Here is a 17,728-nt window from a genome sequence, read left to right as displayed (position 1 = left end):
ACGCTGATCATCAGAACGACCCTGCACCCACCAATCATCCCAAAGCACAGGTCAACCCACCCCCGCCACGCGGGATTAATTCAGCAGTCTCCTAGCTGAACAGCGCCGTCAGCGCCGCCGCCACCGCCCGTTCCCGCAATTCGTCGGCCGGCGCGTCGGGAAACGATATGCAGCAGTCCTGCAGGCCGCCGAGCGCGATCACCGATCGCACGGACTGATCGAATGTCGGGTCCTCGCCGAAGAGCACCTGGCTCAGACGTTCGCGCCAGGCCAGCATGCTGTCGATCAACCCGAGATCAGCGATGGTGCTCAGCTCGGAGATCACCGTGATCAGGTCGGCGCGGTAGGCATAGAAGTAGTCGAAATAGCCTCTCAAGACTTCGGTCGGCGTGATCCCTGCGGTTCGTTCACACCGCGTGACGAACTCTTCTCCCCCGTCGACCAGCGGCTGGACGATGCTGCGTACCAAGTCTTCCCGTGACGCAAAGTGGTAGTACAGCGCCGGTTTGGTGATGCCCAACCGCGCGGCGATGTCCTGCAGGCTGGTGCGCTGCACCCCCTTCTCGGCGAACAGTTCACGGGCGACATCCTGGATCTTCTGCCGGGTGTCCTGCCGGGGCGCGCTCACGTACCTAGCCTAACTGACCGATCGTTAAGTAAGCTGTGCCGTATCCACTTACCTATCGTTAAGTAAGGAGCGTGACATGCACGTCTTGATCTCGGGAGCGAGCATCGCGGGACCGGTGCTCGGTTACTGGCTGACCCGGCGCGGATTCGATGTCACCGTCGTCGAACGCGCACCCCAACTGCGCAAGACCGGCGGCCACGCCATCGACCTGTTCGGCCCGGCCATGGACATCGCCGAGCAGATGGGCGTGCTGGACCAGGTGCTGGCGCACGCCACCGGCACCAACCGGATCACCTTCCGCCGCCCGAGCGGGGGCCGGCCGACGCACATCGACTACGGCAAGCTGTCCTCGGCGATCTCGGCCCGCCATGTCGAGATCATGCGCGACGACCTGAGCCAGATGTTCTACGACGCCGGCCGCGACGATATCGAGTACCTGTTCGGCGACCAACTGAGCGCGATCGACCCGGACGGGCGCGTCGAGTTCGCCGGCGGCGGGTCCCGGAAGTTCGATCTGGTGATCGGTGCAGACGGATTGCATTCGGGGGTGCGGCAATTGGTGTTCGGTGAAGACGCCGGACACACCGAGTTCCTGGGCGCGTACCTGTCTGTGGTCTCGCTGCCCAAGTCGTCGGTCACCGCGGGCGAGATGACCGGCTACGTCGACATCGACCGGACCGCCATGATCTACACCGCCGATCATCTCGATGACGCCCGGGCGGTGTTCCTGTTCCGCCCGACCGCGCAGTTCCACTACGACCACCGCGACACGGCCGCACAGCAACGCCAACTGACCGAACGATTCACCGGCATGAGCGCCGAGGTGGACGGCTGGCTCGACGAAATCGGGCACACACCCGCGTTCTACTTCGACGCCATCACCCAGCTCCAGCTCACCAGCTGGTCGCGCGGCAGGGTCACCCTCGTCGGCGACGCCGGATACTGTCCCGGTCCCGCCGTCGGCGGCAGCACCAGTCTCGCGGTGATCGGCGCCTACATCCTGGCCGGCGAGCTGGCCGCCGCCGACGGTGATCACACTAGGGCGTTTTCCGCCTACGAGAACGTGATGCGCGAACCGGTGCTGGGCGCCCGAGCGCTGGCCAAGAGCGTGGCGAAGAGCATCCTGCCGTCCTCACCGCTGGGCGTGCGGGCCTTCATCGGCGGCATGCAGATGGTCTCCGTGCTACCCCGACCGGTCACCGATCTCCTGGTCCGGCTCAATCGCAAAGGCATCCGGCTCTACGACTCGATCAGGGTGCCGAAGTACGACTCGGCGCTATCTGTCTAGCCGGCATCGGATTCCTCGCGCAGCGGACGTCCCCTTCCCCGGTACAGGTCTGCGTCGGCGCGTGCGTAGAGCGCGCCGATCTCGGTCACCTCGCCGCAGGTGGCGGTCCCGAGGCTGACTCCCGGTGTCTTCGAACGGATATCGTCGATCAGCCGGTCGACATCGTGCGGTGCGCCGGCCAGACAGATGGCGAACTCGTCCCCACCGAGGCGCGCCAGCACGGCGCCGGGCGGTACCGCGCGCGACCAGTGCCGGGCGTACTCGACGATGCGGCGATCCCCCGCCGGATGTCCGTGGGTGTCGTTGAGGTTCTTCAGCCCGTCGATGTCGAGAGCGATCACGGTGACCGGCGTGCTGCGCGTCTGAGCAATCAGGTCCGCGGTGGCGATCTCCCACCCGGCGCGATTCAGCGCACCCGTCAGCGGATCGGTGCAGGCCGCGGTGAACATGGCGCGCATGAGCAACCCGAACGATTCCGCGGCACCGACGATGGCGACCACGATGATCAGGAACGTGATCACCCCGACGTGCGGGGCCGGCGCGACGGCCACCGCCACCAGGCAGGCGATGATCAGAACCGCGATCAGCGCCCACGCCCGGCCCGCGGGATGGAACGCCCGCAGGTACATGGCCAAGAACATCGGCGCGATCAGGCAGACGTACTCCGCGGTCAGGGTGACGTGAAACGCCATCACGGCCGGTGTGGCGATGATGGCCACCACGGTGGCAAACGCCGTGCGGTCGGGCCGAATGGCCAACTGCGCCAGCGCCAGCACGCCGAGGACGATGGCGATGATGCCGCCGATAGGATTGCCGTACTCCAGATCGGTGCGCACCGGGAAGAGCGTGAAGACGACGCCGTAGCTGTACAGAAACGTCGTGGCGCTCAGATAGATGCGCAGCAGGCGGACGTTCTGCTGTCCGAGGGTTCGGTTCTTCGCGGCGGCACGCAACGCGAAGTGGGACATGCTCTAAGCCTGCTCTACCCCGTCGACCGATACAACGCGGCCACGCCGCGCGTGCGCACCTTCAACGTCCGAAGCCACTCGTCGACGACGGCGTGAACCCTTCGGTCGCGGCTCCGGTGTGCACACTATGCGGCGAAGCAACTGCGGTACTCACTCGGTGTGGTGTGCATCTGCCTGGTGAAATGGTGACGGAAGGTCACCGGGGACTCGAACCCCACCCGCGTCGCGATCTGCTCGACGGAGAAATCGGCGGATTCCAGCAGCGGGAGGCTGGCCTGGATGCGTTGCTCGATGAGCCACTTGATGGGTGTGGTGCCGGTGGCCTTCGCGAACTGGCGTAGATAGCTGCGCCGTGACATCCCGGATTGCTCGGCCAGTTCGTCGAGCGTGATCGGCCTGTCCAGATGCGCCATCGCCCAGGCCATTCCGGCGGCGATGCGGCCGTCCTCGGCCGGTTCGGGCACCGGATTGTCGATGTACTGGGCCTGCCCGCCGGCGCGGTGCGGCGAGATGACCAGCCGACGTGCGACGTCGTTGGCGACCCGCACCCCGTGATCGGATCGCACGATGTGCAGGCACAAGTCCAGGCCCGCGGCACAGCCCGCGCTGGTGAGGACCCGGCCGCCGTCGACGTAGAGCGGCGCGGGGTCGACGTCGACCGCGGGGTATTGCCGCGCCAGCAGGTCGGCGTAGATCCAGTGCGTGGTGGCCGAGCGCCCGTCGAGCACACCGGCAGCAGCCAGGGCGAAGGCGCCCGAGCAGATCGACACCAGTCGCGCACCGCGCTCGTCGGCCGCACGGATTGCGTCGAGCAGGTCTGTAGACGGGCGCTGATCGACATCACGCACGCTGGGGATCAGCACGGTGTCCGCGGCGGCCAGGTCGTCGACGCCGTAGGCAGTGTGGACGGTGGCGCCACCGAGCATGCGGATCTCAGGCTGTTCGGAGCACAACTTCACCACGTACCCGGTGGGTGCGACCCCGGCAGAGAACCGCCCGGGCAGCTCGGCCATGCCGAAGATCTCGGCGGCCAGACCCGACTCGAAGCCGGTCATGCCGTCGTACGCGAGGATCGCGACGGTGTGCATGTCACTATCTTATAGAACAGTGGCGCTGGTGCCACTGTTGGCAGCCGGCGGGATTCGGCATCGTCGTACGCATGAGGTACCCACGCCATCGCTTCCGCGCCCTGAAGGACTTCGTCTCCGGCGTACACGCCGCCAACGGGATCGCCCATGGGGTCGAGCCGTCCAGGGAATCACCGGCCCGCGCGCGTACCCGTCGCCGCACGATCCGTTGACGACCATCCGGGCATGAGAAAACCCCCGGGCTCGCCGTTTCGAGGTCGGCGGGCCCGGGGGCTTCTGGTCTGACTAGCTTTCCAGCGAGGCGGGCGGGTTGAACCGCTCGCCGTACTTGGCGGCCAGTTCCTTGGCGCGGGCCACGAACGCGGCCTTGCCGACACCACCGGGACCCTCATAGCCGACGATGAACTGCGCCGAGCCACCGGTGTACGGCGGGAAGCCGATACCCATGATGGACCCGATGTTCGCGTCGGCGGTCGAGGTGAGCACACCCTCGTCGAGGCACTTCTGGGTCTCCAGCGCCTCGGCGAACAACATGCGATCGATCATGTCCTGCAACGGAATCTGAGTCGACCCGGAATTGAAGGTCTCCTTCAGGCCCGGCCACAGACCGACGCGCTTGCCGTCGGCGTACTCGTAGAAACCGGCACCGGACAGCCGCGACGGGCGACCGATCTCGATCATCTTCTCCACGACGGCCTCGGCCGGATGCGGCGTGTGGGTGCCACCGGCGTCCTCGATGCCCTTGCGGGTCGCGACGGCGATCTTGTGCATCAGCTCCAGATTGAGCTCATCGGAGAGCTGCAGCGGCGCCGCCGGATAGCCGGCCTGCGCACCGGCCTGCTCGATGCTGGCGGGCTCGACACCCTCACCCAGCATGGCCAGCGCCTCGTTGACGAAGGTGCCGATCACGCGGCTGGTGAAGAAGCCACGGCTGTCGTTGACGACGATCGGAGTCTTCTTGATGGCCAGCGTGTAGTCGAACACCCGGGCCAGCGCCTCATCGGAGGTCTTCTCGCCCTTGATGATCTCGACCAGCGGCATCTTGTCGACGGGGCTGAAGAAGTGGATACCGATGAAGTCCTCCTGGCGCTTCACCCCACTGGCCAGGCCGGTGATGGGCAGCGTGGAGGTGTTCGAACCCAGGATGGCGTTGGGCTCGACGATGTCCTCGATCTCCTGGAACACCTTGTGCTTGAGTTCCTGGCTCTCGAAGACGGCCTCGATCACGAAGTCGACACCGGCCAGATCGGCGGCATCGGCGGTCGGGGTGATCTTGGCCAGCAACGCGTCGGAGCGCTCCTGGGTGGTCTTGCCACGCTTGAGCGCCTTGGCCTCCAGACCTTCGGAGTAGGCCTTGCCCTTCTGGGCCGCCTCCAGCGAAACATCCTTGAGCACAACGTCATAACCGGCCTTTGCCGAGACGTAGGCAATACCGGCGCCCATCATGCCCGCACCCAGCACACCGATCTTCTTGATCGGCACCGGCGCGATGCCCTCGGGCCGCGAGGCACCGCCGTTGATGGCCTGCAGGTCCAGGAAGAACGCCTGGATCATGTTCTTGGCGACCTGGCCGGTCACCAGCTGGGTGAAGTACCGGCTCTCGATGCGGGTGGCGGTGTCGAAGTCGACCTGCGCACCCTCCACGGCCGCGTTGAGGATCGCCCGCGGTGCCGGCATCGGCGCGCCCTTGAGCTGCTTCTTCAGCAGCGCCGGGAACGACGGCAGGATGGCGGCCAGGCCGGGCGAGGACGGGGTGCCACCGGGCATCTTGTAGCCCTTGACATCCCAGGGCTGCACGCCACCCTCGGGATTGTCCTTGATCCATTTCTTGGCGGCCGGGACCAGCTCGTCGACGCTCCCGACGAGCTCGTCGACCAGACCGATTTCCTTGGCCTTGGCCGGGTTGAAACGGGTGCCCTGGCTCAGAACCTCCATGAAGGCCTTCTGGATGCCGAACATGCGCACGGTGCGCGCGACGCCGCCACCACCGGGCAGCAGGCCCAGGGTCACCTCGGGCAGGCCGATGACGACACCCTTGACGTCGGCGGCGATGCGGTGATGGGTGGCCAGCGCGATCTCCAGGCCGCCGCCGAGCGCGGCGCCGTTGATGGCCGTCACGACGGGCTTGCCCAGCGTCTCCAGCTTGCGCAGGTCGGCCTTGATGAACTCGACCTCGTCGAAGGCGCTCTGGGCGTCGTCGGGGCCGACGTTGATCATGCCCTTGAGGTCACCACCGGCGAAGAAGGTCTTCTTCGCGCTGGCGATGACGACGCCGGCGATCGAATCCTTCTCCGCGACAAGGCGTTCGACCGCATTGTGCATGGATTCCTTGTAGTGCTCGTTCATCACGTTGGCCGAACCCGTCGGGTCGTCCAGCGTCAGAGTGACGATGCCGTCGGCATCCTGGTCCCACTGAATGGTGTTCTCTGCCATTGTTGTTCAGTCTCCCTAGACGCGCTCGATGATGGTGGCCACGCCCATGCCGCCGCCGACGCACAGCGTGACCAGCGCACGCTTGGCCCCACGACGCTCGAGCTCGTCGACCATGGTTCCGGTGATCATGGCGCCGGTGGCGCCCAGCGGGTGGCCCATCGCGATGGCGCCACCGTTGACGTTGAGCTTCTCGTCCGGGATCTTCAGATCCTTCTGGAACTTCAGGACGACGGAGGCGAACGCCTCGTTGAGCTCGAACAGATCGATGTCATCGACGGTCAGTCCGGCGCGGTCGAGCACCTTCTGGGTGGCCGGAGTGGGGCCGGTGAGCATGATGACCGGGTCGGCACCGCTGGTGGCGGTGGCCACGATGCGGGCGCGCGGGGTCAGACCCTGAGCCTTCCCCGCCTTTTCCGAGCCGATGAGCAGCAGCGCGGCACCGTCGACGATGCCCGAGCTGTTGCCGCCGGTGTGCACGTGGTTGATCTTCTCGACCGAGTGGTACTTCTGCAGCGCCACGTCGTCGAAGCCGCCCATCGCGCCGACACCGTCGAAGGCGGTCTTGAGCTTGCCGAGGCTCTCCACGGTGGAGCCGGGCCGCATGTGCTCGTCGTTGTCCAGCACGATCAGGCCGTTCTGATCCTTGACCGGCACGATCGACTTGGCGAAGTAGCCGCCCGACCAGGCCGCCGCCGCGCGCTCCTGCGAGCGGGCCGCGTAGGCGTCGACATCCTCGCGGGAGAAGCCCTCGATGGTGGCGATCAGGTCGGCGCCGATGCCCTGCGGGACGAAGCCGATGCGGTAGTTGGTGTCCGGGTCCGAGGCCCAGGCGCCGCCGTCGGCACCCATCGGAACGCGGCTCATGGACTCCACGCCACCGGCGAGCACCAGGTCGTCCCAGCCGCTGGCAACCTTCTGGGCGCCCAGGTTGACGGCCTCCAGGCCGGAGGCGCAGAAGCGGTTGAGCTGGAAGCCGCCGGTGGTCTCCGGCAGTCCGGCCACCAGGCCGGCGGTGCGGGCGATATCGCCGCCCTGGTCACCGACCGGGGACACGACGCCGAGGATGAGATCGCTGATCAGGTTCTCGTCCAGGTCGGGGAAGCGGGTACGGATCTCGTCGATCAGGCCGACGACCAGGTTGACCGGCTTGATCTCGTTGAGCGATCCGCCGCGCTGCTTACCGCGCGGGGTGCGGATCGCCTCATAGATGAAGGCACCTTCGGACATGTGTAGTTCCCTTTCGGGTGGGTGACAGGGGTCGTCCATCGGGACGGTAGTCCACTGAGACCGCAGCCTAACAGGGCCGCCCAACCTGTTGGTTGGGCGGCCCTGCGTCGGCCTCCGAAAGGTCAGGCCGACTGACGTTCGGCTTCCGCCAGCGTCGGATAGTCGACGTACCCGCCGGGGCCCGAGGCGTAGAAGGTCGCGACATCGGGTTCGTTGAGCTCGGCGCCGAGCAGCAGCCGGTCGATCAGGTCCGGGTTGGCCAGCCAGGTGCGCCCGACCGCTACCGCACTGGCCGCACCCCAGTCCACCAAGCCCTCCAATTGGCAGAAGTCGGCAGGGTCACGCCACGTGTTGAGGACCAGAGTGCCCGGCCACATCGCACGTAACGCACCGAAGGTCTGCGTCGACGGGTCGATCAGCACGTGCAGGTAGGCCAGGCCCAGACCGGTAATGCGGTTCAGCAGCGCCTCGTAGGCCCCGATTGCATCGTCCTCGCGCACATCGCCGGCACCGTTGCCCGGTGAGATCCGCAGACCCACCCGGTCGGCTCCGATCTCGGCGGCCACCGCCTCGACCACCTCGGCGGTCAGCCGGGCCCGGTTCTCTGGGGAGCCGCCATATGCGTCGGTACGCAGGTTGACGGTGTCGGAGAGGAATTCGTGCAGCAGGTAGCCGTTGGCAGAGTGGATCTCGACCCCGTCCATGCCGGCGTCGATGGCCCGGCGGGCCGACGTGCGGAACTGACCGACGATGGTCGCGATCTCCTCGATCGTCAGCGCCCGTGGCACCGGCAGCGGCTGCTTGCCCGACGGGGTGTGGGACATCAGGTTGGCGGCCACCGGTGACGGGCCGACGGTGTCGAACCCGCTGATCTCCGGGTGCGCCATCCGCCCGACATGCCAGAGCTGGACGAACATCGTGCTGCCCGCGGCGTGCACCGCATCGGCGATCTCGGCCCAGGCCTGCTGATGCCGGTCGGTGTAGAGGCCGGGGGTGTTCATATACGCGCCGTTGGCCTGTTCGCAGATGGCGGTGGCCTCACTGATGATCAGGCCCGCACCGGCGCGCTGGGAGTAGTACAGCGCTGCCAGGTCCGACGGGGTGGCATCGGATTGCGCGCGCGACCGGGTCAGCGGCGCCATGAAGATCCGATTGGCGACCTCGGTGGCGCCGACCTGCAGCGGCTTGAGCAGTGCGGCGTCGGGGGCAAGGCGGAAGGTCTGTTCGGTCACCCCGGTCAAAGCGCTGGAGCCCCGGAAATCATTCCCGGCTCCACGGTTGTCTCGAGCACGCTCTGCACGATCTCCGCCGACAGCAGCAGGGATGTGTCGTCACCCTCGGGTGCCGAGAGCAGAATCCCCGCTCCGGGCACCGGCAGCGACACTCCACACGTCCCGAGGTAGCTCAACACCATGGTGGTGCGCAGGGTGTCGGCGTTGGCAGCGTCGTAGGCGGTGTCGGTGTCCAGGTCGGCGATACGCGGCGGTTCCCGACGCACCGTGGGGCACAACAGCATCGCACCGTCGAGCTCAGCACGAAACCGGTGACGCAGCATCGGCATCGAACGCTGCAGTGGCGCTACGTCGGCACCGGCATTGCGCTGCAATCTTCTTCGCGTGGCGGGTTCGACACCGTGCAGGTGACCGAGGGCCGCATAGGCCTCGGCGCCGACGATCGTGCCGTGCACGTCGAGGAGGCGCTGCGCCTCGTGCAGCGCGGGTAGAGCCCGGGTGATCACCTCGATTCCACGGCGCCGCAGTCGTTGCACCGCGCATCCAAAGGCATCACGGACAGCCGGCGTGCACTCGTCGAGCCATTCTCCTGCCGGAATGATGAACCGATGCACCGGCGCGGTCGGTGGCTGCGGGGCGAGCAGGGCGTCGAGCATCCGAATGGTCCCCACCCCGCGCGCGAGGAACCCGACGCAGTCCAAGGTCGGGGACAGGGTCCGAAAGTCGTTGCGGCCGTAGCGTTCGAAGCTAGCGCGATAGCCCACGCAGCCGGTGAATGCGGCGGGTACGCGCACCGAGCCGGAGGTGTCCGTTCCGATGGCCAATGGCACCAGTCCGGCGGCCACCGCGACAGCCGAACCTGATGACGAGCCGCCGGGAACCCGAGCAGGGTCGCGTGGATTGACCGGGGTACCGAAGTGCCGGTTGATTCCCAGCCCGGAGAACGCGAACTCACTGAGGTTGGTCTTGCCCACGGTCACCGCACCGAGATCGCCCAGTCGCCGCACCAGCGCACTGTCGCGCGCGGCCGGCGGGCTGTCCGTCAACAGCACAGAACCCGCGGTCGTGACTGTCCCGGCGACATCGAACAGGTCCTTCCACACCACCGGCATGCCGTCCACCGGGCTGAGCCGACGTAGCCGTCGGTCACTGGCACGCGCTTCCCGTAACGCGCGATCCGGCGTGACCGTCAGCATCGTGGGTCGGGCGGCACGACTGATCGCCCGTTCGGCCGCTTCCTGCGCGGTGCAAGTGCCCATATCCGCACGCTATGCCGACACCACATGCCGCTCCATGGAGGATCATCCAGCCTAAGGGGTCCAATGGTGTCGAAACAGCCATCATGGGGTGTGCCCGGCTCTCCGTTGAATGCCGGTATGGAGACAACACGGGCCGATGCCCGAATCGAGGTACCTGCGGAACGAGGCCGTGCCGTCCTGGTCCACGCGGGTCAGACCGTGCGAGTGATCGATGTCGACGGCGGCCAGGTGGGGGACGTTTTCGCGTTCGCTGCCGACGATGTCACCGAATATCTGTCCGCGTCGCACACCCGCACCGCCACCGGACGACTGTTCCCGGCGACCGGCGAGCACTTCGTTACCACCCGGCGGCGGCCGATCCTGACCCTGGTCGAGGACACGTCCCCCGGCGTGCACGACATGCTGATCGCCGCGTGCGATCCGGAGCGCTATGAGCGACTCGGCGCGTCGGGACACGGGTCCTGCGCGGCCAATCTGCGACTCGCGCTGGCCGCGTTGGGTTTGGCGACCGCGGTGATTCCCCAACCCGTCAACGTCTTCATGAACATCCCGGTGAGCGCGGACGGCTCGTTGCGCTGGCTTCCTGCGGCCACTCGCCCGGGTGACGCCATCACGTTCCGCGCCGCGATGGACTGTGTGGTGGTGCTGTCCGCCTGCCCCATGGACCTCAACGACATCAACGGCGGACACCCGACGCCGCTCGCCATCACCATCACCAACGAACAGGAGAACTGACATGACCGTCCACCACCCCGCTCTGACGACCTACCAGCTCGGCACCCTTGCCCTGGCGAATCGGTTGGCCGTCGCGCCGATGACACGGGTCTCGGCCACCCCCGACGGCAACGCCACCGGCGAAATGGCCGACTACTACGCCGAATTCGCGAGAGGTGGATTCGGCATGATCCTCACCGAGGGCATCTATACCGACACCACACACAGCCAGGGATATCTCAACCAACCCGGGCTGGCCACCGACGCGCATGTACGGGCGTGGCGGCCGGCGGTCGACGCGGTGCACGACAACGGCGCGCCGATCCTCGCACAGCTGATGCATGCGGGTGCGCTGTCACAGGGCAACTCGTACGGTACGCATACCATCGCGCCCTCCGCGGTGACCCCGCGGGGACAGATGCTGGCGGAGTACGGCGGACCCGGCACCTGGCCCACGCCCGTTGCGCTGGATTCCGCCGGGATCGACCATGTCATCGAAGGTTTCGTCGCTGCTGCCACCCGGGCGCGGGAGGCCGGCTTCGACGGCGTCGAGGTGCACGCGGCCAACGGCTATCTGCTGGACCAGTTTCTGACCACTTACACCAACACCCGCGATGACCGGTACGGCGGTGGTGTCGCCAATCGGGTCAGGTTGACTGCCGAGATTCTCACTGCGCTGCGCAGCGAGCTCGGCCCGGATTTCGTGATCGGAGTCCGGCTGTCCCAAACCAAGGTCAACGACTTCACCTACCGCTGGCCCGGTGGCGCCGCCGATGCCGAGACCATCTTCGCCACGCTGGCGCGCACCGGTGTGGACTACCTGCACATCGCCAGTGAGGGTAGGGACTTCATCGAGACCGCCCGACTGTCGGATGGCCGCACCATCACTGCCCTGGCGCGCGAGGTCAGCGGGCTGCCTGTGCTGGCCAACGGCGGGATGCACAACTTGGCGCAGGCGGCCGATGTGCTCGACGACGGCCATGCCGACGTGTTGACACTGGGCCGTGGCGCGCTGGCGAATCCCGATCTGCCCCAGCGAATCTCCTCGGGATCGGATCTGGACGGCTTCGACCACGCCATGCTGTCCCCCATGGCCACCATCGGCAACTCCCGTGCCTGGCGGGCCGGCCGGTGAGCTGGCACGGCGGCGCCGCGGCCGTCGCAACCCTGACCTTCGATGTGGACGCCGAGACCCCGATCCTCGCGCAGGGCCGCCGCTACGCCGACCACATGATGGTGATGTCGCATCAGTCCTACGGGCCGGATGTCGGGGTGCCCCGGATACTCGACACGCTCGACGAACTCGGTGTTCCGGCAACCTTCTTCGTGCCGGGCTGGGTAGCCGAACAGCGCCCCGGACTGGCCGCCCGGATCGTCGATCGCGGCCACGAGGTCGCCCATCATTCCTACAGTCACCGCTCGCCGGTGACCATGACGGCGACCGAGGAACGGGCTGATTTCGAACGTGGGCTTCAGGTCTTCGCCGACCAGGGAATCGAGATCAGCGGCCATCGCGCCGCGCTGTGGGGAGCCAGCTGGCAGACCCCGGAGCTGATCGCCGAGTACGGATTGTCCTACGACTCGTCCTTGATGCACGATGACCGGCCCTACCGGCTGGTCACTGCCGGAGCGCCGATCGTGGAACTACCGGTGCACTGGTCCCTCGATGACTGGGAGCAGTACGCATACCTGCCCGAGCCGCACATCGGTGCGGTGATCGAATCGCCGCGCAAGGTCGCCGAGATGTGGCGTGACGAGCTGAACGCGATGCGCCGGTACCAGTGTCTGTTCAATCTCTGCGTGCACCCGTTCCTTTCCGGGCGGCCCAGCCGGATCGTCGCGCTGCGGGGCCTCATCGAGGAGGCACTGGAACTCGGCGACGTCACGTTCATGCGCTGCCGCGATCTGGCCGAAGCCGTGCACGCGGACGATGCCATCGTCGCGCGCACGGTGACCAGACCGGAAGTGTCGGCCGATGTCTATCCCGATTAGTCGGCCAGTGCGTCGGCCTCCAGCGCCAGGAACAGGTCCACCCTGTCGTCGAGCCGGGTCACATCTCGGCCGGTGAGTTCTCCGATGCGGGCCACCCGGTTCCGCAAGGTGTTCACATGGATGAACAGCGCGGCCGCGGTGGTGGACCAATGACCGTCGTTGCCGAGGAAAACCCGCAGGGTTCGTTCCAGCTCGGTGCCGGCTCGTCGGTCACTGCCGCGCAGCGGACCCAGGACGTCGTCTGCGAACCGGCGCAACACATTTCTGTCGTGCAGCCCGAGCAGCATCCGGTAGGTGCTGACGTCGGCGAACGTACCTACCCGCGAATCGGGGTGTCGGCGGCGCAGCACCTGACAGACTTCGCGTGAGCCGATCAGCGACTCCTGCAATCCCGCCGATCCGGCCGCGAGCGCACCGACACCCACCACCATCCGGTCATCGACGAAGCGTTGACGCATGGTCTCGCTGAGCTGCCGGCAGAACTCGACCAGATCAGAAACCGAAGGGCTCCAAGGGAAAACGACTACCGTGTCCTGGCTGCCCGCGACCACCACGGCGGGTACACCACGGCCACGGAAGAACCTCTCGATCTCATCGGTGGATCCGGCCGGACGGACCGGTCCGTCCCCGACCACGAGCGTGATGACGGCAAGCTGTGCGGATGGATCGATCCCGAACGACCGCAGTCGATCCTGCACCTCAACCGCCCGCCCGGCGCCGGACAGCACCATTTCCAGCAGCTCACTGGAGAATCGTGACTCGATCGCTTGCAGGGCCTGCTGTTTGGTGACCTCCAGACTCAGGAATCTCGCCGCCTGCTCCACCGCGGCGCGCTCGGCCGCGGTGATGTCCTTGAGTGGTCGCAGACAGAACACCGCGGCATCGATGTCCCCCATCGCACCTTCGATCAGGAACAGCGCGGCAAGGCCGATCCCCGGCAGGTCGACCTCCAGCGGCGGCGGCCGGCGGGCCAGTGATGCAGCGGCGCTGCGGTCGACCTCGGCATCTCCGGCGGCGACCGTGCCCGCCAGCCGTCGACCCATCCGGTCGACCACCAGCAGCGGCAGATCGTGCTCGCGCCGAAGCACCGCAAGCACGCCTTCGGCACCACCACCGCGGGCGATCGACATCGCCAACGCGTCACCGCGCCTGGCGAGCGCGGTCAGTGCGTCCTGGCGGGCTGCCCCCTGAAGCCGCGCTGCCGTCTCGGTGATCGCCGTGAACGGCACCGCGATCGATACCGTTATCAGCGGCATACCGTCGGCGTCGCAGGCATCCACCAGATCGGCCGGGACGACCGGATTCTTTTCCGTCAGACCGAAGATCAAGCCGCCCGCACGTGCGCGCAGCAGTGCGGCCACGAAATCGGCCGAACGGGTGGTGCCACGCCACAGGCCGTTGGTCAAGACCACCTCTGTTTCCCGGATATACGGGGACGGGTCCGGCAGCTCGGTGTTGTGCAGCCACAGCACCTCGGCGTCGAGCGCGCCCGCCGGTCCCGGAACGTGCGCTTCAAGTTCGAGCGCGGGTTCAGAAAGCAGGGCATTCAGACTCAGCATGGCTGTAGCTACATCCATTCACATCCGCCGATGATGGATCTTTATACACTGCTCGGCCGTCGGTGGCGGTGTTTCCATGGTCCACGTCACACCAACGAGGAGAACACCATGGCAACAACTCCGACTGAGGCCGCCGAGGCCACCGCCGACGGCGCAGTCCCCTTCGATGCCCACGGCATCGAACCCATTCCCGACGACAGCCGCGACTGTTCACCCTGGGAACTGTTCTGGATCTGGTCCGGCGCCAACATCGCGCCGATCAACTGGGTGCTCGGCGCGCTGGGCATCACGCTGGGACTGAGCCTGGTCGAGACGCTGATAGTCGTCGCCGCCGGAAATGTGCTGGGCTGCGCCGTGTTCGGAATCTTCAATGTCATCGGGCACCGCACGGCGGTGAACCAGATGGTGCTCGGCCGCGCTCCGTTCGGACGCTTCGGTGCGGTGGTTCCCGGGATTGTGCAGTTCTTTCTCACCATGGGCTGGGTGGGCGTGAACACCTGGGTGGTGCTGGATCTGGTGCTGGCCATCCTGGCAAAGGTCGGGGTCACCGGCGGGATCTGGCTGGACTTCCTGGTGGCCGGCGGCATCATGGCGGTACAGCTGGGGCTGGCGCTGTACGGCTTCTACGCCATCCGCAGTTTCGAGAAGTACACCGTGCCGGCCACGGTGTTGGTGATGGCGGCGATGACCGTCCTGGCCATCGTCACGACCGACGTCAACTGGTCGTTGGCCGGTACCGCCCTGGAACCCGGCGACAAGTTCACCGCCATCACGCAGCTGCTGACGGCGATCGGTATCGGTTGGGGCCTCACCTGGATCCCCTACGCCTCGGACTACAGCCGGTTTGTGCGCAGGTCCGCCTCGGCGCGGCAGGTCTTCTGGTCGTCCTCGCTCGGTATGTACATTCCGACGGTATGGCTGGCGGCACTGGGGGCGTGTCTGGCCAGCGCGGGTAACGGAAGCGACCCGTCGACGCTGGTGGTCGGCACCTTCGGCGTGATGGCGATTCCGGTGCTGTTGCTGCTGATTCATGGTCCGATTGCCACCAACATCCTCAACCTGTACTCGTGCTCGCTCGCGGCGCTGTCCATCGGAGTGCAGGCTGCGCGCTGGAAGATCACGCTGATCGCCGGTGTGGTGGCCTCGGCCGTCCTCGCGGTATTCGTCAACGCCGACAGCTTTGCGCATGCCTTCGACCACTGGATGGTGTCCATCCTGGTGTGGATCAGTCCATGGGCGGCCATCATGCTGGTCGACTACCTGGTGATCCGACGTGGCGCCCTCGATGTCAGGTCGCTGTACGGAATGGACCACGGACGCTACAACTGGGCCGGTCTGATCAGCCTGGCGGCCGGGATTATCGCGGGATGGGCTTGGCAGTACGGGCTGGTGCCCGCCATGCAGGGTCCCATTGCCGTCGCGCTCGGCAACACCGACTTCTCCTGGCTGTCCGGCAGTCTGGTCGCCGGTGGGCTGTACTTCGCGCTGAGCCGTAAGGTGCGGTCATGACCGATCTGCCGAAGGTCGTCAGCGCCACCGAACTGTCGAACAGCTTCCTGGGCAAGCTCATCGAGATCTGCTTCGTCACCGCCGACCATCGGCGCACCATGGAGGGTCTGGTGCGCCTGGGCATCGGGCCGTGGCGGGTGTACACATTCGACTCGGCCACGGTCACGGATCGGACCTACCGCGGTGAAGCGGCGGACTTCGCCATCAAGGTGTGCTTCGCCGACGTCGGCGACCTGGCCGTCGAAATCATGCAACCGCTCTACGGGCCGTCGATCTTCCAGGAGTTCCTGGACACCCACGGTGAGGGCATTCAGCACATCGCCTTCGACTGCGCCGAGAAGCCCTGGGCAAAACGGCTCGGCGAGTTCACGGGACGTGGATTCCCGCTGACACAGTCCGGAAAGTTCATGGATGCCAATGCGTTTGCCTTCTTCGATACCGAGGCGGCCACGGGTACGGTGTTCGAGACCTATTCGATCCCGGCTGGCTTTGTGTGGCCCGAACCCGAGGAGTGGTACCCCGCTCCCCCGCCGGACGGTCAGGCGCCGCCGGTACGGGAGCAGCAGGGCTGACACCTCTCAGTCGATGACCGCGGTCACCTCGGCCTCGACCAGGAAGTCCGGGCTCCACAGTGCGCTCACCCCGATCACGGTGGCCGGCGGTGTGTGGTCCCCGAACTCGTTGGCCGCCCGCTGTAGACCGGCCATGAAGGCATCGGCCTTGTCGGGTCACCAATCCGCGACATACCAGGTGATGCGGACGATGTCGGCCAACGTGGCACCGGCGGCCTGCAGGGAGGTCTACACATCGCGGAACACCTGCACGATCTGCCCGGTGAGATCGCCCGGAGCCACGGTCACGCCGTCGGCGTCCCAGGACACCTGGCCGGCCAGGTAGATCTGCTGCGATCCCGACGCGACCGCGACGGGATGGTAAGCGGGGACCAGGACCCGCCGCCCCACCACCGAACCGAGTCGGCGGATCGTCTGCACCGCGGTGACCCCGGCGACGGGTAGCGCCGACGCGGTCTGGAATTCCGCCGAATCAGGCAGCACGGCAACATTTTCCGCCTTCAGCACCCGACGCTGGGCCCAGGCCTGCGACCAACCCGCCCCGACAACCCGGGCCCCGACCGGCGGCCCGGAACCGTCGGCCGCCGCGGTGACGACGACACCGGCACTGTCCCAGCCGGGGATGTCGCCGGGCCGTTCGGCATTGTCCGCGGAGTACACCTCACCGAAGTTCAGTGAGATGGCCTTCACCTCGATCAGCAGTTCGTCGGGGGTACCTGGCACCGGTTCGGGGGCCTCGGCGAACGAAAAGTGGCGTCGCGCATCGGGCTCGTAGACGACAGCCCGCATCACGCATCCACGATCGCGGTCACGCGGATCTCGATGTGCATGTTCGGCACCGCCAGTGCGGCGACACCGGTTTCGGTCCAGATCGGCGCGCGGTCGCCCAACCGTTGGTCGAACTCGGCAATGACGATGGCATTGTGCGCCTCGAAGTCCTGCTCCGGCGTCAGCACGTGATAGGTGTTCACGTGCACCACGTCACGCCAGGAGGCGCCGGCGGTGGCGAGGGTGCGCTCGACATTGTCGAAGGCAGCCACGATCTCGCGCTTGAGGGAGTCGGGGAAGTTCAGATCGTCATCCCAGCCGCCCTGGCCGGAGATCTCGACCCGGTCGCCGATCCGGACGGCCTGGCTGTAGTGACGCGTCTCCCGGAACATCTGGCCGTAGCCGGGGGTGACGAAGAACTCGATGTCGGACATCATCTTCCTCTCGTTATGACTTCACACTTGAACTCACGGTACATGCAATGACTTCAC

17 protein-coding genes are annotated in these 17,728 nt (G+C 66.7%); 6 read left to right on the top strand and 11 right to left on the bottom strand.

Going from position 1 to position 17,728, the window contains the following annotated elements; all coding sequences use genetic code 11:
* Positions 1-91: 91 nt before the first annotated feature.
* On the bottom strand, positions 92-628 hold the full coding sequence (locus tag ACWDUN_RS29625) for a TetR/AcrR family transcriptional regulator (protein WP_449934433.1): 537 nt from the start codon (positions 626-628) through the stop codon (positions 92-94).
* A 76-nt stretch (positions 629-704) separates the two neighbouring features.
* Here ACWDUN_RS29625 and ACWDUN_RS29620 point away from each other — a divergent pair, with 76 nt between their 5' ends.
* The gene (locus ACWDUN_RS29620; RefSeq protein ID WP_449934432.1) at positions 705-1,916 is read left to right on the top strand and encodes an FAD-dependent monooxygenase; all 1,212 of its coding nucleotides are present in this window, start codon (positions 705-707) and stop codon (positions 1,914-1,916) included.
* On the opposite strand, the gene ACWDUN_RS29615 is transcribed toward ACWDUN_RS29620, so the two are convergent.
* From ACWDUN_RS29615 to ACWDUN_RS29590, 6 genes are all read right to left on the bottom strand, one after another.
* Complete coding sequence (locus ACWDUN_RS29615) at positions 1,913-2,884, bottom strand: GGDEF domain-containing protein (protein ID WP_449934430.1); 972 nt, start codon at positions 2,882-2,884, stop codon at positions 1,913-1,915. The genes ACWDUN_RS29620 and ACWDUN_RS29615 overlap by 4 nt on opposite strands.
* 125 nt (positions 2,885-3,009) lie before the next feature.
* Positions 3,010-3,972: a helix-turn-helix domain-containing protein gene (locus tag ACWDUN_RS29610; protein WP_449934428.1), complete on the bottom strand. Its 963-nt coding sequence runs from the start codon at positions 3,970-3,972 to the stop codon at positions 3,010-3,012.
* Between the two features lie 285 nt (positions 3,973-4,257).
* The gene (locus ACWDUN_RS29605; protein ID WP_449934425.1) at positions 4,258-6,405 is read right to left on the bottom strand and encodes a 3-hydroxyacyl-CoA dehydrogenase NAD-binding domain-containing protein; all 2,148 of its coding nucleotides are present in this window, start codon (positions 6,403-6,405) and stop codon (positions 4,258-4,260) included.
* A 15-nt stretch (positions 6,406-6,420) separates the two neighbouring features.
* Positions 6,421-7,632 carry an acetyl-CoA C-acetyltransferase gene (locus tag ACWDUN_RS29600; RefSeq protein WP_449934423.1) on the bottom strand — a complete coding sequence of 404 codons (1,212 nt, stop codon included), beginning with the start codon at positions 7,630-7,632 and terminating at the stop codon, positions 6,421-6,423.
* Between the two features lie 122 nt (positions 7,633-7,754).
* Positions 7,755-8,864: an alkene reductase gene (locus ACWDUN_RS29595; RefSeq protein ID WP_449934421.1), complete on the bottom strand. Its 1,110-nt coding sequence runs from the start codon at positions 8,862-8,864 to the stop codon at positions 7,755-7,757.
* A 5-nt stretch (positions 8,865-8,869) separates the two neighbouring features.
* Positions 8,870-10,123: an amidase family protein gene (locus tag ACWDUN_RS29590; RefSeq protein WP_449934419.1), complete on the bottom strand. Its 1,254-nt coding sequence runs from the start codon at positions 10,121-10,123 to the stop codon at positions 8,870-8,872.
* Positions 10,124-10,240: 117 nt separating this feature from the next.
* Between ACWDUN_RS29590 and ACWDUN_RS29585 the strand changes: the two genes are divergently transcribed.
* From ACWDUN_RS29585 to ACWDUN_RS29575, 3 genes are read left to right on the top strand one after another with little or no spacing between them, the layout of a single operon-like run.
* Complete coding sequence (locus tag ACWDUN_RS29585; RefSeq protein ID WP_449934417.1) at positions 10,241-10,858, top strand: DUF1989 domain-containing protein; 618 nt, start codon at positions 10,241-10,243, stop codon at positions 10,856-10,858.
* Between the two features lies 1 nt (position 10,859).
* Entirely contained in the window at positions 10,860-11,972 is a 1,113-nt protein-coding gene (locus ACWDUN_RS29580; protein ID WP_449934416.1) for an NADH:flavin oxidoreductase, read from the top strand.
* Positions 11,969-12,829, top strand: a complete 861-nt coding sequence (locus ACWDUN_RS29575) for a polysaccharide deacetylase family protein (RefSeq protein ID WP_449934414.1) — start codon at positions 11,969-11,971, stop codon at positions 12,827-12,829. Before ACWDUN_RS29580 ends, ACWDUN_RS29575 begins: the two co-directional genes overlap by 4 nt.
* Here ACWDUN_RS29575 and ACWDUN_RS29570 read toward each other — a convergent pair.
* Positions 12,826-14,388 carry a helix-turn-helix domain-containing protein gene (locus ACWDUN_RS29570; RefSeq protein ID WP_449934413.1) on the bottom strand — a complete coding sequence of 521 codons (1,563 nt, stop codon included), beginning with the start codon at positions 14,386-14,388 and terminating at the stop codon, positions 12,826-12,828. The genes ACWDUN_RS29575 and ACWDUN_RS29570 overlap by 4 nt on opposite strands.
* A gap of 108 nt (positions 14,389-14,496) precedes the next feature.
* Here ACWDUN_RS29570 and ACWDUN_RS29565 point away from each other — a divergent pair, with 108 nt between their 5' ends.
* Both ACWDUN_RS29565 and ACWDUN_RS29560 read left to right on the top strand, forming a co-directional pair.
* On the top strand, positions 14,497-15,897 hold the full coding sequence (locus ACWDUN_RS29565) for a cytosine permease (protein WP_449934412.1): 1,401 nt from the start codon (positions 14,497-14,499) through the stop codon (positions 15,895-15,897).
* The gene (locus ACWDUN_RS29560) at positions 15,894-16,469 is read left to right on the top strand and encodes a VOC family protein (RefSeq protein WP_449934410.1); all 576 of its coding nucleotides are present in this window, start codon (positions 15,894-15,896) and stop codon (positions 16,467-16,469) included. The genes ACWDUN_RS29565 and ACWDUN_RS29560 overlap by 4 nt, the downstream gene beginning before the upstream one ends.
* A 6-nt stretch (positions 16,470-16,475) precedes the next feature.
* Here the strand turns inward: ACWDUN_RS29560 and ACWDUN_RS29555 are convergent, their stop codons facing one another.
* From ACWDUN_RS29555 to ACWDUN_RS29545, 3 genes are all read right to left on the bottom strand, one after another.
* On the bottom strand, positions 16,476-16,604 hold the full coding sequence (locus ACWDUN_RS29555) for a hypothetical protein (protein WP_449934409.1): 129 nt from the start codon (positions 16,602-16,604) through the stop codon (positions 16,476-16,478).
* Between the two features lie 93 nt (positions 16,605-16,697).
* Entirely contained in the window at positions 16,698-17,258 is a 561-nt protein-coding gene (locus tag ACWDUN_RS29550) for an alcohol dehydrogenase catalytic domain-containing protein (protein ID WP_449934439.1), read from the bottom strand.
* Positions 17,258-17,671 (bottom strand): Rid family hydrolase, encoded by a 414-nt coding sequence (locus ACWDUN_RS29545; protein ID WP_449934437.1) that lies wholly within the window; start codon positions 17,669-17,671, stop codon positions 17,258-17,260. The genes ACWDUN_RS29550 and ACWDUN_RS29545 overlap by 1 nt, the downstream gene beginning before the upstream one ends.
* Positions 17,672-17,728 lie beyond the last annotated feature (57 nt).

The organism is Mycobacterium sp. NPDC003323, assembly GCF_053589535.1.
The sequence above is the reverse complement of the archived record's forward strand: the minus strand, read 5'-3'. Positions and strand labels throughout refer to the sequence as shown.